The 15,359-nt window shown below is 68.2% G+C and carries 12 protein-coding genes; 7 read left to right on the forward strand and 5 right to left on the reverse strand.

The window, feature by feature from the left end:
• The first annotated feature begins 137 nt into the window (after positions 1 to 137).
• Positions 138 to 941 (forward strand): precorrin-6A synthase (deacetylating), encoded by an 804-nt coding sequence (cobF, locus tag ACSYGN_RS05920; protein ID WP_460392553.1) that lies wholly within the window; start codon positions 138 to 140, stop codon positions 939 to 941.
• A 74-nt stretch (positions 942 to 1,015) separates the two neighbouring features.
• On the opposite strand, the gene ACSYGN_RS05925 is transcribed toward cobF, so the two are convergent.
• The 3 genes from ACSYGN_RS05925 to ACSYGN_RS05935 form a co-directional block, all read right to left on the reverse strand.
• Positions 1,016 to 1,774, reverse strand: coding sequence for a cobalt-precorrin-6A reductase (locus ACSYGN_RS05925; RefSeq protein ID WP_460392555.1), 759 nt, complete (start codon positions 1,772 to 1,774; stop codon positions 1,016 to 1,018).
• Positions 1,775 to 1,823: 49 nt separating this feature from the next.
• Positions 1,824 to 2,597 (reverse strand): sulfite exporter TauE/SafE family protein, encoded by a 774-nt coding sequence (locus ACSYGN_RS05930; RefSeq protein WP_460392557.1) that lies wholly within the window; start codon positions 2,595 to 2,597, stop codon positions 1,824 to 1,826.
• Positions 2,598 to 2,806: 209 nt separating this feature from the next.
• Entirely contained in the window at positions 2,807 to 3,994 is a 1,188-nt protein-coding gene (locus ACSYGN_RS05935; RefSeq protein ID WP_460392559.1) for a thiolase family protein, read from the reverse strand.
• A 163-nt stretch (positions 3,995 to 4,157) separates the two neighbouring features.
• On the opposite strand from ACSYGN_RS05935, the gene ACSYGN_RS05940 reads away from it, so the two are divergent.
• Positions 4,158 to 5,018, forward strand: a complete 861-nt coding sequence (locus ACSYGN_RS05940; RefSeq protein ID WP_460392561.1) for a lysophospholipase — start codon at positions 4,158 to 4,160, stop codon at positions 5,016 to 5,018.
• A 72-nt stretch (positions 5,019 to 5,090) separates the two neighbouring features.
• On the opposite strand, the gene ACSYGN_RS05945 is transcribed toward ACSYGN_RS05940, so the two are convergent.
• Entirely contained in the window at positions 5,091 to 5,981 is an 891-nt protein-coding gene (locus ACSYGN_RS05945; protein WP_460392563.1) for a Cof-type HAD-IIB family hydrolase, read from the reverse strand.
• 187 nt (positions 5,982 to 6,168) lie between these two features.
• On the opposite strand from ACSYGN_RS05945, the gene ACSYGN_RS05950 reads away from it, so the two are divergent.
• Positions 6,169 to 7,020: an SAM-dependent methyltransferase gene (locus ACSYGN_RS05950; RefSeq protein WP_460392565.1), complete on the forward strand. Its 852-nt coding sequence runs from the start codon at positions 6,169 to 6,171 to the stop codon at positions 7,018 to 7,020.
• A 72-nt stretch (positions 7,021 to 7,092) separates the two neighbouring features.
• Positions 7,093 to 7,629 (forward strand): NUDIX hydrolase family protein, encoded by a 537-nt coding sequence (locus ACSYGN_RS05955; RefSeq protein WP_460392567.1) that lies wholly within the window; start codon positions 7,093 to 7,095, stop codon positions 7,627 to 7,629.
• 78 nt (positions 7,630 to 7,707) lie between these two features.
• Here the strand turns inward: ACSYGN_RS05955 and ACSYGN_RS05960 are convergent, their stop codons facing one another.
• Entirely contained in the window at positions 7,708 to 11,085 is a 3,378-nt protein-coding gene (locus ACSYGN_RS05960) for a pyruvate carboxylase (protein WP_460392569.1), read from the reverse strand.
• Between the two features lie 435 nt (positions 11,086 to 11,520).
• Here ACSYGN_RS05960 and ACSYGN_RS05965 point away from each other — a divergent pair, with 435 nt between their 5' ends.
• The 3 genes from ACSYGN_RS05965 to ACSYGN_RS05975 all read left to right on the forward strand — a co-directional run bounded on the left by ACSYGN_RS05965 (position 11,521) and on the right by ACSYGN_RS05975 (position 15,299).
• Positions 11,521 to 12,270: a hypothetical protein gene (locus tag ACSYGN_RS05965; RefSeq protein WP_460392571.1), complete on the forward strand. Its 750-nt coding sequence runs from the start codon at positions 11,521 to 11,523 to the stop codon at positions 12,268 to 12,270.
• Positions 12,271 to 12,836: 566 nt separating this feature from the next.
• Positions 12,837 to 14,759, forward strand: coding sequence for a hypothetical protein (locus tag ACSYGN_RS05970; protein WP_460392573.1), 1,923 nt, complete (start codon positions 12,837 to 12,839; stop codon positions 14,757 to 14,759).
• Between the two features lie 57 nt (positions 14,760 to 14,816).
• Positions 14,817 to 15,299: a hypothetical protein gene (locus ACSYGN_RS05975; protein WP_460392575.1), complete on the forward strand. Its 483-nt coding sequence runs from the start codon at positions 14,817 to 14,819 to the stop codon at positions 15,297 to 15,299.
• Positions 15,300 to 15,359 lie beyond the last annotated feature (60 nt).

The raw sequence follows: 15,359 nt of genomic DNA on the forward strand, positions 1-15,359 counted from the left end.
GGTGATCCGACAACGCGGCGAGGTGCCGTGCCAGGCGTCGCGCGCCCGGCGGGAATGGTCAGACACGCCCCAGGGCGCGGGGGCGGCTGACGGGTGCGGTGGGGAGGTTGTCAGTGGCGTGCGTCAGACTCGGGGGCGTGCGAAAGATTCATGTCATCGGTATCGGCGCGGGCGACCCGGAGCAGCTGACCCTCCAGGCGGTCAGGGCGCTGCGCGGCACGGACGTGTTCTTCGTCCTGGACAAGGGCGAGGTGAAGTCCGATCTGACGCGGCTGCGCCGTGACCTGCTGGACATGCATGTGGCGCCGGGGTCGTACCGGCTGGTCGAGGCCCGTGACCCGGAGCGGGACCGCCGCGCGGACGGGGCCGCGTACTCTCCGGCGGTCGGGGACTGGCGCCGGGCACGCGCCGATGTCTACGAGCGGCTGATGACGCAAGAGCTGGGCACCGACGAGTGCGGCGCGTTCCTGGTGTGGGGCGATCCCGCGCTGTACGACAGCACGCTCGCGGTGCTGGAGGAGGTGCTGGAGCGGGGGCGGGTCGCGTTCGAGTACGACGTCGTGCCGGGTATCAGCAGTGTCTCCGCGCTGGTCGCCCGGCATCGGACGGGGCTGAACCGGGTGGGCCGGCCTGTGCAGATCACCACCGGGCGGCGGCTGGCCGAGGGGTTCCCGGAGGGGGTGGACGACGTGGTGGTGATGCTGGACGCCCATCAGGCGTTCGCGCGTTATGCCGGTGAGGACATGGACATCTACTGGGGCGCGTACATAGGCACCCCGGACGAACTGCTGGTCTCCGGTCCGATCGCCGAGGCCGGTCCGCGCATCGAGCGGCTGCGGGCGGAGGCGCGGGAGCGGAAGGGGTGGATCATGGACACCTATCTGCTGCGCAGGCGCGGGGACGGGCCGGGTGCGGAGGGGCGTTCGGGAGACGTCGAGTGATCGTTTGCGACTGGCAGTTCGCCGCTGACGGTTCGCGGCTGACCGACCACGACGAGGCGTTCGCTGCGGGGCGTTCACTGCGGGCCGATGCCCAGCCGGTGCAGTGCGGCCGTTGCCGCCGCCACGTCCGGTACGGCGGTGACGCCTTCCGGGAGCGGCGGTCTGCGCACCATCACGACGGGCAGGCCGAGGCCCCGGGCAGCCGTGAGTTTCGCGGCCGTCGCCGTTCCGCCGCTGTCCTTGGTGACCACCGTGTCGATGCGGTGCGCGCGCAGCAGCGAGGTCTCGCCGGGGACGGTGAAGGGGCCACGGGCGAGCACCAGGGTGAGGTCCGGGGGCAGGGGCGGCTCGGGGGGTTCCACGGAGCGTACGACGAAGTGCTGGTCGGTGAGATGGGCGAAGGCGGCGAGGCCGAGCCGACCGGTGGTGAGGAAGACCCTGCGGGCTGCGAGGCGCGGGAGGAGGTCCGCGGCGTCGGGGAGGGAGTCGGCACAGTGCCAGCGGTCGCCTAGGCCCCGCTGCCAGCCGGGGCGGCGCAGCACCACCAGGGGCACTCCGGTGGCCGCAGTGGCGCAGGCGGCGTTCTCGGTGATGGCCGCGGCGAAGGGATGGGTGGCGTCGACGACCGCCGCCACATGCCGCTCGCGCAGCCAGGCGGCGAGGCCCTCCGCCCCGCCGAAGCCGCCGATGCGCAGGTCCCCAGCGGGCACGCCGGGCCGTGCCACCCGGCCCGCGAGCGAGGTGGTCACCCGGACTCCGGGCCGGTCGGCCAGACCGGCGACGAGTTCGCGCGCCTCGGTGGTACCGCCGAGGACGAGGACGTGCGGGGACATGCCGTCGAGCCTACGGCGACGAGGCCCACAGGACGATGTACGGCCGCTGTCAGCGCAGCAGCAGTTGCAGGCCGCCCACCACGGTCGCCGCGATCACCAGTTGTTCGAAGAGCCGCTGGTTGATGCGGCCCACGGCCCACTTGCCGAGCAGCGCCCCCGGCACCACGAACACCGCGAGGGCGGCGTCGAGGAGCAGTGAGTGGCCGTCGATCAGGCCGAGCCCCGCGCTGAACGGCACCTTCGAGACGTTGACGATGAGGAAGAAGAACGCCGAGGTGCCGAGGAAGCCGAGTTTGCGGAAGCCCGCTGAGAGGAGATACATCGACATCACCGGTCCGCCGGCGTTGGCGACCATGGTGGTGAAGCCGCCGAGGACGCCGTAGGAGCGTGCCTTGACGCGGCCCGCGCCGCCGGTGACCTCGTCGGGCTCCGGTTCCCGTTCGGCGGTGCGGCGCCGCCATACCGTGACGGCCGCCATCAGCAGCAGGATCGCGCCGATCGAGGTGCGTACGACGCCGTCGTCGGCCCACAGCAGGAACAGCGTCCCGGCCACCACTCCGGCCGCGACCGCCGGGAACAGCCGCCAGAGGGTGGGCCAGTGGGCGTGCCGCCGGTAGGTGGCGACGGCCAGCACATCGCCGCAGATCAGCAGCGGGAGCAGCACCCCGGTGGAGGCGCGGGCGGGCAGTACGGCCGCGAAGATCGCGAGGCTGATGGTGTTGGCGCCGCTCACCGCGGTCTTGGAGAAGCCGACGAGGAGCGCGGCGAGGGCGAGCGCCGCGAACTGCCAGCCGGTGATGTGCCAGAGAGTCGTCGTGTTCATGCGGAGACTGATCGTATGCGCACCGATCGGCCGACGTAAGGCGCGTCTCGCCAGATGACTGCCCCGCCGACGGCCGTGCCGACCGCCCGGCCACCGGTGCGGGGTCGCCCATGTCCACCGGCCACCGGCCGCCGGCCGCCCGGCCACCCGGCCACCCGGCCACCCGGCCACCGGCGCAGGTCACCGCACCGGCCGCCGGTGCGGTCCGCTCAGCCGCGCTCCACCAGCACCGCGCTGCCCTGCCCAACGCCCACGCACATGGTGGCGAGACCGCGCCCCGCGCCGGTACGGCGCATCCGGTGCAGCAGGGTGGTGAGGATGCGGGCGCCCGAGCAGCCCAGCGGATGGCCGAGGGCGATGGCGCCGCCACTGGGGTTGACCAGCTCGGGGTCGATGCCGAGCTGGTCGACACAGGCGAGGGCCTGGGCGGCGAACGCCTCGTTGAACTCGGCCTCCTCGATGTCGCCGATGCTCCAGCCGGTGCGGGCCAGCGCCTTGCGGGTGGCGGGCACGGGCCCGAGACCCATGACATCGGGGTGGACGCCCGCCGAGGCCCCTGCGGCATAGCGGCCGAGGGACTCCAGCCCCAGTTCGTCGAGTGCCTCCTCGCTGACCAGCAGCAGTCCGGCCGCGCCGTCGTTCATCGGGGACGCGTTGCCCGCGGTGACCGTGCCGCCCTGCCGGAAGACCGGCTTGAGGCGGGCTAGTTTCTCCAGCGAGGTGTCCTCGCGGACGCACTCGTCGGTGTCCACGACCACACCGTCGGGCCGCTGGACGGGCAGCAGTTCGCTGTCGAAGTGGCCGTTCTTCCGGGCGTCGGCGGCGCCCCGGTGGCTGCGCAGCGCGAACTCGTCCTGTCGCTCGCGCGGGATGCCGTGGCGCTCGGCGACCTCCTCGGCGGTCTCGCCCATCGAGAGCAGTCCGTGCAGGTCCTTCATCGCCGGGTTGACCAGCCGCCAGCCGAGGCGGGTGTCGGCGGTCTCGATCCGGTGCGGCAGCGCCTCGTCGGGGCGGGGCAGCACGAAGGGGGCGCGGCTCATCGACTCGGAGCCGCCCGCGAGCACGATGTCGGCCTCGCCCGAGGCGATGGCGCGGGCGGCGCCGGTGACGGCCTCCATGCCGGAGGCGCACAGTCGGTTGACGGTGCCTCCGGGCACCGACTCGGGCAGTCCGGCGAGCAGCACGGCCATCCGGGCGACGTTGCGGTTGTCCTCGCCGGACTGGTTGGCGGCGCCCCAGTAGACGTCGTCGATCCTGGCGGGATCGAGGGCGGGCACGTCGGCCACCAGGGCGCGGATCACGCTCGCGGCGAGGTCGTCGGGCCTTACGGCGGACAGGGCCCCGCGCAGCTTGCCGATGGGGGTGCGGCGGGCGGCGGCGAAGTGGACGGGACGCACGTGGACTTCTCCTGACCGGGACGTCGGGCACCATGAGCATTTAATTAGCACTGCTAGTTTTGTTGCTGGTTCCGGACTATAGACCGGCACCGGGCACTCTGGGAAGATCCCGGCGAACCGCAACGACCCGGGCCCGACACGGCGGAGGAAGGGCGGACCAGCCATGGCCGACGGCCGCGACATCAGCGAAGTCCGCAAGGTCCGCGAGGTCCGCGAGGTCCGCGAGGTCCGCCAGCACGTCCTGTCCGGCACGCGCGGCAGGATCGTCGTACGGGAGTGGCCGAACGACCGGCCGCGGTTTCTCGTCCTCCTCGCCCACGGCTACGGCGAGCACGCCGGGCGCTACGACGAACCGGCCGGGGTGCTGGTGGCACACGGGGCGGCCGTGTTCGCGCCGGACCACATGGGCCACGGAAGATCGGCGGGCGAGCGGGCGCTCGTGCCGGACTTCGAGGACGTGGTCACCGATCTGCACACCGTGGCCGCGCTGGTCCGCGCCGCCCATCCGGACCCGCCGCTCGTCCTGGTCGGCCACTCCATGGGCGGACTGATCGCCGCCCGCTACGCCCAGCGGTACGGCGCCGGACTGGCCGCGCTGGTGCTGTCCGGGCCGGTGATCGGCGACTGGGCGCTGCCGGGCCGACTGCTCGCCCTCGACGAGATCCCGGACACCCCGGTCAGCCCGTCCGCGCTCTCCCGGGACCCGGCGGTGGGCGCCGCCTACGCGGCCGATCCGCTGGTGTGGCACCAGGGCATGAAGCGGCCCACCGTGGAGGCGTTCGCCCGCACCCTTCGGACCGTCGAGCGGGCCGGTGGTCTCGGCGGTCTGCCGGTGCTGTGGCTGCACGGCAGCAGCGACCGCCTGGTGCCGCTCACCGGCAGCCGACCAGGGGTGCGGCGTCTCGGCGGCGGCGCGCTCACCGAGCGGATCTTCCCGGGCGCACGGCACGAGGTGTTCCACGAGACCAACCGCGCCGAGGTGTTGGCGGCGCTGACCACTTTCCTCGACGGGGTGCTCGGCTGAGGATCCTTACTCGACGCGGTGCTCGGCTGAGCGTCTTTCCGCGACGCGGTGCTCGGCCGAGCGTACGGCGGCTCAGCAGCCGTCCGGCTGCGGCAGGTGCAGCAGCCTGGCGATGGTGCGCAGGACACCGTTGTCGCTGTTGGCGGGAGCGAGGTGGCGGGCGCGGCCGATCACCGCCGGGTGGGCGTTGGCCATGGCGAACGACCAGTCGGCCGCGTCCAGCATCTCCAGATCGTTCAGGTAGTCGCCGAACACCATGGTCTGCGCGGGCGTGATCCCCAGCTCCCGCTGGAGGCCGCGCAGGGCGCTGCCCTTGTTGGCGGTCCTGTTCATCACGTCCACCCAGTGCTCGCCCGAGACGACCACCTGGTGGGTCACGGTGAGATCGGCGATGGCCGGGGCAGTGCCGTGCTCGGCGGAACCGAAGTCGTAGAGCGCGACCTTGATGACGTCGTCGTCGACGGCGGAGACGTCATCGACGATGCGGTGCTCGGCGTAGTAGGGCACCACCTGGGCGAGGAACGGTTCGTCGGTGCGCTCGACGTACGCGGCCCGCTTGCCGCAGACGACGGTGCCCACGTCGGCCCCGTCGGCCACCAGCCGCCGTACGGTCCGCACGATCCGGGCGACGACATCGGGGTCGAGCGGGTCCGAGTGGAGCTCTACCCCGTCGCGCACCACATAGGTGCCGTTCTCGGCGATGAACGCCATACCTTCCGCGACCTCGGCGAACTGGTGTGCCAGCGTCGCGTACTGACGGCCGCTCGCCGGGCTGAACAGGACGCCCCGCTCACGCAGCAGGGCGAGCGTGTCCCACAGGCCGGGCGGGATCCGCTTGTCGTCGTCCAGGAGCGTGCCGTCCATGTCGGTCACGATCAGCCGTATGTCGGCGGGTTCCTCGGGGGTCTCGGGGGCGGCGATGGCGGCGGACGTGACCGGGCCGGGCGCGAGGGAGTAGGGCATGTCCTGCTTCCGGTAGGGGACGGTTGCGCACACCATTCTCCCGTATGTGTCCGCATGTCCCGCCCCCTCGCCGCCCCCGCACCGTCCCCTCACGGCCTCTGCCGCCGCGGTCCGCCTCCCCTGCCGACCCGGCCGCCGCAGTCGGCCGTGGCCGTTCACCGGACAGAGCTGATCATCGTTGTGCACAATGAGGCCGGGACGGGCCGCAGTTACGACGAAGGGCGACGATGTGACGAACACTCACCCCCCGACGGGCGGATCACCGAGGCTGAACACCGCAGTGGCGCACAACGCACGCGTGTGGAACTACTGGATCGGCGGCAAGGACCACTACGAGGTCGACCAGGCGGTCGGCGAGCAGGTGGAGACGATGTTCCCGGTGATCCGGGACGTGGCCCGCGCCGACCGCGACTTCCTGGGCCGGGCGGTGACGTTCCTTGCGGACGAGCGCGGGGTGCGGCAGTTCCTGGACGTCGGCACCGGACTGCCGACCGTGGACAACACCCACGAGATCGCCCAGTGGATCGCTCCCGACGCACGGATCGTCTACGTCGACAACGACCCGATCGTCCTCACGCACGCCCGTTCCCTGCTGACCAGCACGCCCGAGGGCCTCACCGACTACATCGACGCCGATGTGCACGACCCCGGCGCGATCGTCGAGCAGGCCGCGAAGACCCTGGACCTCGACCGGCCGGTCGCCGTGATGATGCTGGGCATCCTGAACTTCGTGCTGGACACGGAGGAGGCGCGGGACATCGTGGGCAGGATCATGGCGGCGGTGCCGTCCGGCAGCCATCTGGTGCTGACCCACCCCACCTTCGACGCCGAGTACGGCGGCGAGGGCAATGTGCCCGCGATGGCATTCTGGAACGAGAACGCCACCCCGCCGATCACCGCCCGCAGCCACGCCGAGATCACCGCGTTCCTGGCCGGTCTCGACCTGCTGGAACCGGGCCTGGTGCCGTGCTCGCAGTGGCGCGCCGGGGCGGACGCCGTCGCGGTGCCTCAGCTCGGCGCCGTGGCGGTGAAACCCTGACGCCCCGGCCGGGACGTGTGTCCGGCGTCGCAGGACCGCCTTTCCGCCATCTCCTGAAAGTATGATCCAACGATGTCTGACATGACGGAAACCACGCCCGGCTGGCTCAGTGACGACGAGCTGGAACTGGCTCGCGCCCGGATGCCGATCCTGTACGTCGAGGCCGTGCCCGTGCGGGTCGACGGCAGCGGCGAGGTCACCAGCATCGGACTGCTGCTGCGCATCGGCCCGGACGGCACGGTCAGCCGGACCCTGGTCTCCGGCCGCGTCCTGCACCACGAACGGCTCCGTGACGCACTCCTGCGTCATCTGGAGAAGGATCTCGGCCCGGTGGCACTCCCCCAGGTGCCGGCCGCGCTCCAGCCGTTCACCGTCGCGGAGTACTTCCCGACCATGGGTGTCACGCCGTACCACGACCCGCGCCAGCACGCGGTGTCGCTGGCGTACATCGTGCCGGTGGCCGGTGACTGCCGGCCCCGGCAGGACGCGCTGGACCTGGTCTGGTTCACCCCGCAGGACGCGCTGTCGCCCGGAGTGCTGAGCGAGATGCCGGGCGGGCACAGTGTGCTGCTGCGGCAGGCCCTGGCGCACGTGGGACTGGTGTCCTGAACCGCGCGCCGGGGCCGCCGCTGTCCCGGGCATCGCTGCCGGAGGCGTCGCTGCCGGGGGCACCCCTGTCGGGGGCGACTACTCGATCTTCAGCAGCAGGTCGCCGCCCTCGACCTGCTGCACGGCGCCGATGGCGAGACGGACGACGGTCCCGGCGCGCGGGGTGGTGATGGCGGCCTCCATCTTCATGGCCTCGATGGTGGCGACGGTCTGCCCCGCCGACACCTTGGCCCCCTCCGCCACCTGGAGGGTGACGACCCCGGCGAACGGCGCGGCGATCTGCCGCTCGTCGCCGCGGTCCGCCTTCTCGGCGGCCTTGACCTCGGAGGCGACGGAGGTGTCGCGCACCGAGACGGGCCGGAGCTGCCCGTTGAGGCTGGCCAGCACGGTGCGGTAGCCGCGCTCGTCCGGCTCGGAGATCGCCTCCAGATGGATCAGCAGCGTCACGCCCTGGCCGAGGGTCACGGTGTGCTCGGTCTCGGGTTCGAGGCCGTAGAAGAAGTCCTTGGTGGTGAGCACCGAGGTGTCGCCGTAGGTCTCGCGGTGGGTGTCGAACGCCTTCGTCGGGCCGGGGAACAGCAGCCGGTTGAGGGTGGCGCGGGTGTTCTCGGCGAGCCCTCGGCGGTCCTCCTCGGTCAGCGCGGGCGCGGGCGCCGCGGCGGGGCGGCCCTCCAGGGCGCGGGTGCGGAACGGCTCGGGCCAGCCGCCGGGTGGGTCGCCGAGTTCGCCGCGCAGGAAGCCGATCACCGAGTCCGGCAGGTCGAACTTGGCGGGGTCCGACTCGAAGGCGGACGCCTCGACGCCCGCGCCGACCAGGTGCAGGGCGAGGTCGCCGACGACCTTGGAGGACGGGGTGACCTTCACCAGCCGGCCGAGCATACGGTCGGCGGCGGCGTAGCAGTCCTCGATGAGCTCGAAGCGGTCGCCGAGGCCGAGGGCGATGGCCTGCTGGCGGAGGTTGGAGAGCTGGCCGCCGGGGATCTCGTGGTGGTAGACACGGCCGGTGGGCGAGGCGAGGGCCGACTCGAAGGGCCGGTACACCTTGCGGACGGCCTCCCAGTACGGTTCCAGGTCGCCGACGGCGTCCAGCGACAGCCCGGTCGCCCGCTCGGTGTGGTCGGTGGCGGCGACCAGCGCGGACAGCGAGGGCTGGCTGGTGGTGCCGGCCATGGAGGCGACGGCGGCGTCGACGGCGTCCACCCCGGCGTCGATCGCGGCGATCAGGGTGGCGAGCTGGCCGCCCGCGGTGTCGTGGGTGTGGAGGTGGACGGGCAGGTCGAAGCGCTCGCGCAGGGCGGCGACCAGGGTGCGGGCGGCGGGCGGGCGCAGCAGTCCCGCCATGTCCTTGACGGCCAGGATGTGGGCTCCGGCCTCGACGATCTGCTCGGCGAGCCGCAGATAGTAGTCGAGGGTGTACAGCGGTTCCGCCGGGTCGGACAGGTCGCCGGTGTAGCAGAGGGCGACCTCGGCGACGGCGGTGCCGGTGGCGCGGACGGCGTCGATGGCGGGGCGCATCTGGGAGACGTCGTTGAGGGCGTCGAAGATACGGAAGATGTCCATCCCGGTGGCGGCGGCCTCGGCGACGAACGCGTCGGTGACCTCGGTCGGGTAGGGCGTGTAGCCGACGGTGTTGCGGCCGCGCAGCAGCATCTGGGTGCAGATGTTCGGCACCGCCGCGCGCAGCCGGGCGAGGCGCTCCCAGGGGTCCTCGGCGAGGAAGCGCAGGGCGACGTCGTAGGTGGCGCCGCCCCAGCACTCCAGGCTCAGCAACTGGGGCGCGGTGCGGGCGACGTACGGGGCGACGGCGAGCAGGTCGCGGGTGCGTACCCGGGTGGCGAGCAGCGACTGGTGTGCGTCGCGGAAGGTGGTGTCGGTGACGGCGACGGCCCGCCGGGCCCGCAGTTCGGCGGCGAACGCCTCGGGGCCGAGTTCGGCCAGGCGCTGGCGGGAGCCGGGCGGCGGGGACACGGTGAGGTCGGCCGGGGGCAGCTTGTCCGCGGGTTCCACGACATGGGGGCGGGGGCCGTGCGGCTTGTTCACGGTGGTCGCGGCGAGGTGGTGCAGGATGCGGCTGCCGCGGTCGGCCGAGGGCCTGGCCCTGAGCAGTTGGGGCCGCTCGTCGATGAAGCCGGTGGTGATGTGCCCGGCCTGGAAGTCCGGGTCGTCGAGCACGGCGGCGAGGAACGGCAGGTTGGTGGCGACACCGCGGATACGGAACTCGGCGATGGCGCGGCGGGCCCGGCGGGCGGCGTTCTGGAAGTCGTGGCCGTGGCAGCTCAGTTTCACCAGCAGGGAGTCGAAGTGGGCGCTGACCTGCGCCCCGGTGTGCACGGTGCCGCCGTCGAGCCGGACGCCGGGGCCGCCCGGGGAGCGGTAGGCGGAGATCAGGCCGGTGTCGGGGCGGAAGCCGTTGGCGGGGTCCTCGGTGGTGATACGGCACTGGAGGGCCGCGCCGGTCAGCTCGATGTCGTCCTGGGTGAGGGCGAGTTCGGGCAGGGTCAGACCGGAGGCGATACGCATTTGCGCGATGACCAGGTCCCGGTCGGTGACCTGTTCGGTGACGGTGTGCTCGACCTGGATGCGCGGGTTCATCTCGATGAAGACGTGCCGCCCCTCCTGGTCGACCAGGAACTCGACGGTGCCGGCGTTGACGTAGCCGATGTGCCGGGCGAAGGCGACGGCGTCGGCGCAGATCCGCTCGCGCAGGGCCGGGTCGAGGTTGGGTGCCGGGGCGATCTCGACGACCTTCTGGTGGCGGCGCTGCACCGAGCAGTCCCGCTCGTATAGGTGGACGACATTGCCCTCGTCGTCGGCGAGGATCTGCACCTCGATGTGGCGGGCGTCGACCACCGCCCGTTCGAGGAAGACGGTGCCGTCGCCGAACGCGGACTCCGCCTCCCGTACGGCCGCCTCGATGGCCTCCCGCAGCTCGCCGCGCCGGGCGACGCGCCGCATGCCCCGTCCGCCGCCGCCCGCGACGGCCTTCACGAACAGCGGGAAGCCGACCTCGGCGGCGGCGGCGAGCAGTGTGCCGAGGTCCCGGGACGGCGCCGACGAGGCCAGCACCGGCACGCCCGCCTCTCGCGCCGCCGCCACCGCGTGCGACTTGTTGCCGGTGAGGTTGAGGACGGACGAGGGCGGCCCGACGAAGGTGATGCCCGCGTCGGCGCAGGCGGCCGCCAGCGCGGGGTTCTCGGACAGGAACCCGTAACCGGGGTAGACGGCGTCCGCACCGGCCAGCCGGGCCGCCCTGATGATCTCGTCGACGGAGAGATAGGCCCGCACCGGATGCCCGCGTTCTCCGATCAGATACGACTCGTCGGCCTTCGCCCGGTGCAGGGAGTTGCGATCCTCGTGGGGGAACACCGCCACGGTGGAGATCCCGAGTTCGAACGCGGCCCGGAAGGCCCGGATCGCGATCTCGCCCCGGTTGGCGACCAGCACTTTGGTGAACATCCGACTCCTCGGCGTCAGGGAAGCGACACTCTGTTCCCTCGGCGTTTGCGAGACGCAGTCGTCCGCGCCCCGGCCTTCTCTGTTCCCTCGGCGTTTGCGAGACGCAGTCGTCCGCGCCCCGGCCTTCTCTGTTCCCTCGGCGTTGCGGGACGCGGTCCTCCACGCCCCGGCCTTCTCTGTACCTGATGGCACGGGGTGTGCGCAGCCCCCGCCGGGGGATGTGTTCTGTGTCTCGCGCGGGCGGCGCCGGGGCGCACCTCGCGGCTGCGCCGGAGACCGCCTCCGCCGCCGTGCCACGGCTCGCCTCTTCCGGCGGGCCCCGCAAGCTTTCCGCAAGGTCTCCGCAAGGCCGGGGCAAGGGTTCCGTCCGGCGCGCCGGGCACACGCTCGGCAGCGGACCCGCCCAGGGCCCGCACGGACAACGGGGGAAACACCTTGCCGGCATTGCGCGGGATCACCCGGCCTCTGATGGAGGAGGGCGAGTGGCGGACCCTGCTGGAACGCGGGACCGTGCTCGTCGTGGTGCACACGCTCACCTACGGAAAGCGACTGGTCGACGTCCTGGCGGTGCTCCAGGACGACTTCAGGCTCCAGGTGGTCTTCACGGCACCGCCCCATGTGTTCGGCGACGAGGTCCCGCGCTTCCTGCGGCGGCTCGGCGGCGCCGTGGTGCCCTGGGAGGAGGCGGTGAGGATGACGTTCGATCTCGCCCCCGCCGCGGGTCCGCGCGGCGTGGAGAAGCTCTCCGCGCCCGTGCTCACGCTGCCGCACGGCGCCTGCTGTCTCAAACGGCTGGTCTCCGGCCCGCACCCGGGCGTGGCCGGACTGCGCAGACAGGATCTCACCCCCGGCAGCCGGCTGCCCGCCGCCGTGGCCCTCGCCCACCGGACCGACCGGTCCGATCTGGCACGGCACTGCCCGGAGGTGCTGCCCGTCACCCATGTGGTCGGTGACCCGGTGCACGACCGGATCATCCGGAGTCTGCCGCTGCGGGCCCGGTACCAGCGGGCCCTCGGACTGGCGGCCCGACAGAAACTGGTGGCTGTCGTCTCGACGTGGGGGACGTCGTCCTCGTTCTGCGCTCGTCAAGGTCGAACCGAACAGATGCATCCCCATCGACGAGACGGTGTGACGCCGTCCGCAGGACCGACCAAAGAAAGGGCCCTCACGGACATCCGCCCGTGAAGGCCCTTCGCACCGTCGGGACGACAGGATTTGAACCTGCGACCCCTTGACCCCCAGAAGCTGACACCAAGGTCAGGGGGTCCGTACAGTCCAGGAAGTCCGGCAAACGTCCAGGTCAGGGGGCTGGTCGGTGTGCTGCCGTGCGATGGTCTGTGAGAGATGCGTGAGACGCCGGAGCCTCTCACGCAGCGGTGTCTCTTGGGGTCACCAGAGCCCCATAGAGGCGCAGCTGCCACGCAGTCGAGTTCCTTGATCAATGAGGCGCGAAGCGCCTGCTTAGTGGATCTACACGGAGCTTCAGCTCGCCCCTGATCTGTGCTTGCGCCACGGTTCGCCCGGCCAGGGCTCCCCTGGTACCAGTTGACTCATAGAGCACAATTTTTCAGTTCAACATTGAGCATCAATCAATTACACCCTGTGTCAGATAAGAGTACTCACACCATTCTCTGTATACGCACAGTTACACACCACTGCTACGAGATGCAGGGTTCGTATTGATTGGGCAGACTGGGCGATACGGGCCAGAATTTGGATTGCAGTCCTCAACGTTTCGCCAGGTGATCTCCGTGACTCTTACACTCTGGCTAGCAGCGGCCACATTCGCGCTGTCGGCATGCAGCGCCATTTCATACTTTGCATTCCTCGCGATCCGCCGCCCGCCAGACGAAATATCCAAGGAGAGGATTCTTAAGCGTCTGATATCACAGAAGGCATGGACTTTCTTCTTCAAGACCGCTTGGAATAACGCTCACGTATGGCTGTGCGCCAAATGGAGCCTTTTCATCTTGGCCCTACTATTCTCTACGTACGCCATCGTCGATAACCTATCTGCCACCCCCTGGAATTATCGACTACTCGCGGGTTTTGCTGGAGTGGCGTGCCTGTTTGGCCTTTTGCTTGCACAGCTTAAACGTCGGAGCCTAATAAATCCACAAAGCATTCCACAAGATCAATCAAGGCCTGTCGGATTCACGCAGCTACAGCGCGCGAGGGCAATAGAGTCATTGGATCATTTCTTGAACCACGAGTTCCAAAAGGACCTCACCGGGATGCAGCATTTCTTGTTGACGGTAGAGGAGGCGATTACCACTCCTGATGCTTACCTGGATTACGCCGAGACTTGCGTGACTATTAAACACCACAGCATCGAGGCGAACGTTTCCCTCACTTACAATATCCCGCAGATCGATCACGGGAAAAACTTGTTTCTTCCCGTGATTTGGGCTCAGAAGGGATCAGTTCAACAAGATCTTGAGCTGACAGATCGGGAAAATAAATACCTCCCGAGACTTACCCAGGGACAAACAAAAGCCATACTAAGCATTGTTATTGAGTCGCTTTTTTGCGAAGCTTATTGTCGTGGCGACCTCCCAGACTCGAAGGATGACCGCGCTCTCCGCAATACTCTTGTGGATCACGTCTGGACGGTAGGACCCCTCGATACTGCAGATCGTGAGGACGTGCTGAACAAACTTAACAAAAGGCTTGGTCATGGAGCTAACGATACACAAGCGGCGCAGCCTGCCCATGAAAGACTCATTGCCCTGTATAAGATTTTGTGCGATTACTACGTAATTTTGGCTGAAGTTAAGACGTACTCGCGATGTATCATTCGGTATAAGCGGACACTACCAGTAGCTTGGGGTTTGACTACGACTGTTGGCTCGCCCAGTATCGGCTCTGAGAGTCGAGTCTATTCCCATATTCGCCTCCTAACCGGGGGCCACCCGAATAAGATTTTCTTGCCTATTTGGGTACCATTTTTGGCTCGTGCATACCGACTCACTGTTCGTGGGTCTGATGATCAATATATAACTGGGGCATCTTTGCTTTGCAGGAGAGACAGCGAAACTGTTTGGAGGCAGTTCCCTGTGGCCGCTGCTGAAGAACCACCACCGGAGATAGAACCCTATTTTCGCTCTCAGCCTCCATCGGGGCTACCATACACTCTATTCTATATAAGGGGCTTGGCGCGGGCGCCTCAGATAGCCAGGGTTTTGTCAATCATACGCTTCACGGAAGTGCCCCCTGGCGTTTTGGGCATGGCAACCATCTCCAATGCACTAATGACGCTCTTTATAACTTGTTTCACGCTATTGAGTATACGATATAATGCGCTCCTCACTCCGCAAAGTGCACTCCCCGGCCTCATATTCGGCCTGGTTATTGCCGCGATTCCGCTGTTTGGCATAGCAACGGATCGAGACAGCGTTTTGCGTGCGTCGGCATCGGCTCGCCTTGGTCTATTGGGTTTGGTCGCCACCTACCTCTTCGGTGCCTTTCTCTACTTCAATCTTAGGTGGATGAAGAAAGCGACAGACACGATCACCATTCTCGGCTTTTGGACGTTGCATAGTGTTAATCTTTGGTGGCTAGGACTTTCATGCGCTTCTCTTCTGATAACCATAACGCTTACGGTGATCTTGATTTGTCGAACTTATAGATATTTGCGCGACGTGAAACGTCGGTCCAATTATGGCGTAGCGTAAGAATCGCCGTGAAGGGGTTGAAAATCAACACGACTTCGTTTATAATCAAGGCTCTTTATGGAAAACGACAAGAAGCGACACTGGCTGAGAGAGAAGCGCTCTAGGAAAAAACGAAATGGGTACAACATGAGCGATATGACTGAAAATATCGTCAACGCTAACGTGCCTGGGGGCCTTCAGGATGCCGCTGTGGCTATCGATTCAGGACCATCAGGGGATCTACTGGCCACTCCAGCTCATGCGGGGAAACCATGGTTTGAGTTGCCGGAAGGGCAGCAGCAAGCAAAGGGTAATTTGAGGTACGCAGTTCTTCAAAAGGCACTAGGCAAACAAAGCAACTTGCACGGCGCCTCCCAACCCAAGCAAACGAGCGAATCAGATACACCTAATGCCGCTCGCCAAGAGGTCCAAGGGCTACATGATGAAGTTACTCAGCTAATAGGTGAGGCGGGTGAGGCACGAGAGGGCGTAGCTCATATTCATTATGAACTTCAGCGCCGCAGGCGATCTTGGGGTAAAATCTTTCGCCGGATGCGGTAACGTTTTCTGTAATATATCATACATCTTTTCTCTGTTTCGTCTCGTATAATCCGTCCTCGT

The sequence above is a fragment of the Streptomyces sp. YIM S03343 genome (assembly GCF_054729195.1).

Coding starts and splice junctions, on each gene's coding strand:
- ACSYGN_RS05925 (WP_460392555.1), bottom strand. CDS start 1,774: ATGTCCCCGCACGTCCTCGTCCTCGGCGGTACCACCGAGGCGCGCGAA.
- ACSYGN_RS05930 (WP_460392557.1), bottom strand. CDS start 2,597: ATGAACACGACGACTCTCTGGCACATCACCGGCTGGCAGTTCGCGGCG.
- ACSYGN_RS05940 (WP_460392561.1), top strand. CDS start 4,158: ATGGCCGACGGCCGCGACATCAGCGAAGTCCGCAAGGTCCGCGAGGTC.
- ACSYGN_RS05945 (WP_460392563.1), bottom strand. CDS start 5,981: ATGCCCTACTCCCTCGCGCCCGGCCCGGTCACGTCCGCCGCCATCGCC.
- ACSYGN_RS05950 (WP_460392565.1), top strand. CDS start 6,169: ATGAGGCCGGGACGGGCCGCAGTTACGACGAAGGGCGACGATGTGACG.
- ACSYGN_RS05955 (WP_460392567.1), top strand. CDS start 7,093: ATGTCTGACATGACGGAAACCACGCCCGGCTGGCTCAGTGACGACGAG.
- ACSYGN_RS05960 (WP_460392569.1), bottom strand. CDS start 11,085: ATGTTCACCAAAGTGCTGGTCGCCAACCGGGGCGAGATCGCGATCCGG.
- ACSYGN_RS05975 (WP_460392575.1), top strand. CDS start 14,817: ATGGAAAACGACAAGAAGCGACACTGGCTGAGAGAGAAGCGCTCTAGG.